Annotated in this window: 1 protein-coding gene; it reads left to right on the top strand. The window is 51.6% G+C overall.

The genetic code is table 11. From position 1 onward, the window contains the following. The coding region (locus tag AC1DUO_RS24435) for an efflux RND transporter permease subunit (RefSeq protein WP_477989185.1) at positions 1 to 1,996 on the top strand (1,996 nt) is incomplete at both ends.

Here is a 1,996-nt window from a genome sequence, read left to right as displayed (position 1 = left end):
GTGACATTCCAACCCGGAACCAATATTCAGTTGGCGCAGGCAGAGGTGCAGAACCAGCTTAAGGCGGTGGAACCAAGGTTGCCACAAGCCGTCCGCCAAAACGGAGTTCAGGTGGAAGCGGCCAACTCTGCATTCTTGATGATAGTCGGTCTTAAGTCACCTTCCGGCCGCTACAGTGCAGAAGACCTGAGTGACTATTTTGCTCGTAACGTCTCGGAAGAACTTCGCCGTGTTTCCGGCGTTGGAAAAGTGCAACTTTTTGGTTCCGAAAAAGCGATGCGTATTTGGGTCGATCCGATGAAGCTGTACAGTTACCGACTCTCTTTCAATGATATCTCGACGGCAATCCTCCAGCAAAATGCACTCATAGCTCCAGGCCGGGTGGGTGATGAACCTGCGATATCCGGACAACGGGTTACCTACCCGCTGATGGTGCATGGGCAGCTCTCTTCCGTTGAGGCCTTCAGAAACATCATGCTACGGGAAAATACCGATGGCTCACGCGTCCGGCTGAACGATGTTGCCCGCGTTGAGCAAGGGTTGCAAAGCTATGCCTTTGCCATACAGGAAAATGGCAAACCGGCCACGGCTGCGGCGATCCAGCTGGAAACCGGTGCCAACGCCGTCTCTACAGCCAAGGGGGTCAGAACACGTCTTACGACTTTGTCGAGCGTACTGCCAGAGGGGATGGAGTTCTCGGTATCATTTGATACCGCCCCCTTCGTTAAGCTGTCGATAGAAAAGGTAATACAGACTTTTTTTGAGGCTATGCTGCTGGTGTTCCTGGTAATGTTGCTTTTTTTGCAGAACCTGCGCTATACCTTCATTCCGGCCATCGTGGCACCTGTTGCACTCCTGGGCACCTTCACCGTCATGCTTCTAAGTGGTTTTTCAATCAATGTGCTGACGATGTTTGGCATGGTACTGGCTATTGGGATCATCGTGGATGATGCCATTGTGGTGGTTGAAAATGTCGAGCGTCTGATGGCAGAAAAAGGGCTATCGCCGCGGGAAGCAACGCAAAAGGCTATGCTTGAAATCACTCCGGCCATTATCGGCATAACTTTGGTTCTTACCGCCGTGTTCATTCCTATCGGTTTTGCATCGGGGTCGGTTGGGGTTATCTACAGGCAGTTCGTACTCTCAATGGCAGTGCCGATATTACTCTCTGCTTTTCTTGCCATGACGCTGACGCCGGCACTTTGCGCCTCTCTTTTGAAGCCGGTTGATAAGCATAGCACCATGAAACGGGGGTTTGCGGGCTGGTTTAATCGTCATTTTAGCCAACTTTCTATCAGGTATGAATCCGGTTTGCGTTTTGTGTTAAAGCGAACCGGCCGAATTATGGTGCTTTACATTCTCCTTTGTGGGGTCCTGTTTGCCGCGCTAGGTGCGCTTCCGTCCTCCTTTATTCCAGATGAAGATCAGGGATATTTTATGACTTCAGTACAGCTTCCTGCGGATGCCACACAAGAGCGTACCCGGGAAGTCATGCATCGTTATGAATCGCTCGTTGCTGCCCGGGAAGGCATTCAGAGCAATCTTACGATATTTGGTTTCGGTTTTTCTGGATCAGGACCTAATACGGCGCTGGCATTTACCACCCTCAAAGGATGGAACGAGCGCCAGGGTACAGATGCAGCCAGGGAAGCAAATTACGCGCAGGCCGCCATGAGCGCGGAACCGGCAGCTTCTGTGATGAGCATTATGCCGCCCGCCATATCGGATATGGGCACGTCTTCCGGCTTAACTTTTTATCTGGAGGACCGTGCGGGGCTCGGTTATGCAGCGCTCATCTCCGCGCAGAAAAAACTTCTGGATCTGGCGGCTAAAAGTCAGGTGGTCACGGATGTTTACCCTGATGGGCTTGCTGAAGGCGCCAGGGCCACACTGGATATTGACCGTGAAAAAGCACAGGCTATGGGCGTTTCTTTTGAAGAGATTAATCAGACGCTCTCGTCCGCTTTTGGCTCAAATTACGTCAATGATTATACGT

The sequence above is a fragment of the Rahnella sp. P4_A8 genome, from assembly GCF_056402435.1.
The sequence above is the reverse complement of the archived record's forward strand: the minus strand, read 5'-3'. Positions and strand labels throughout refer to the sequence as shown.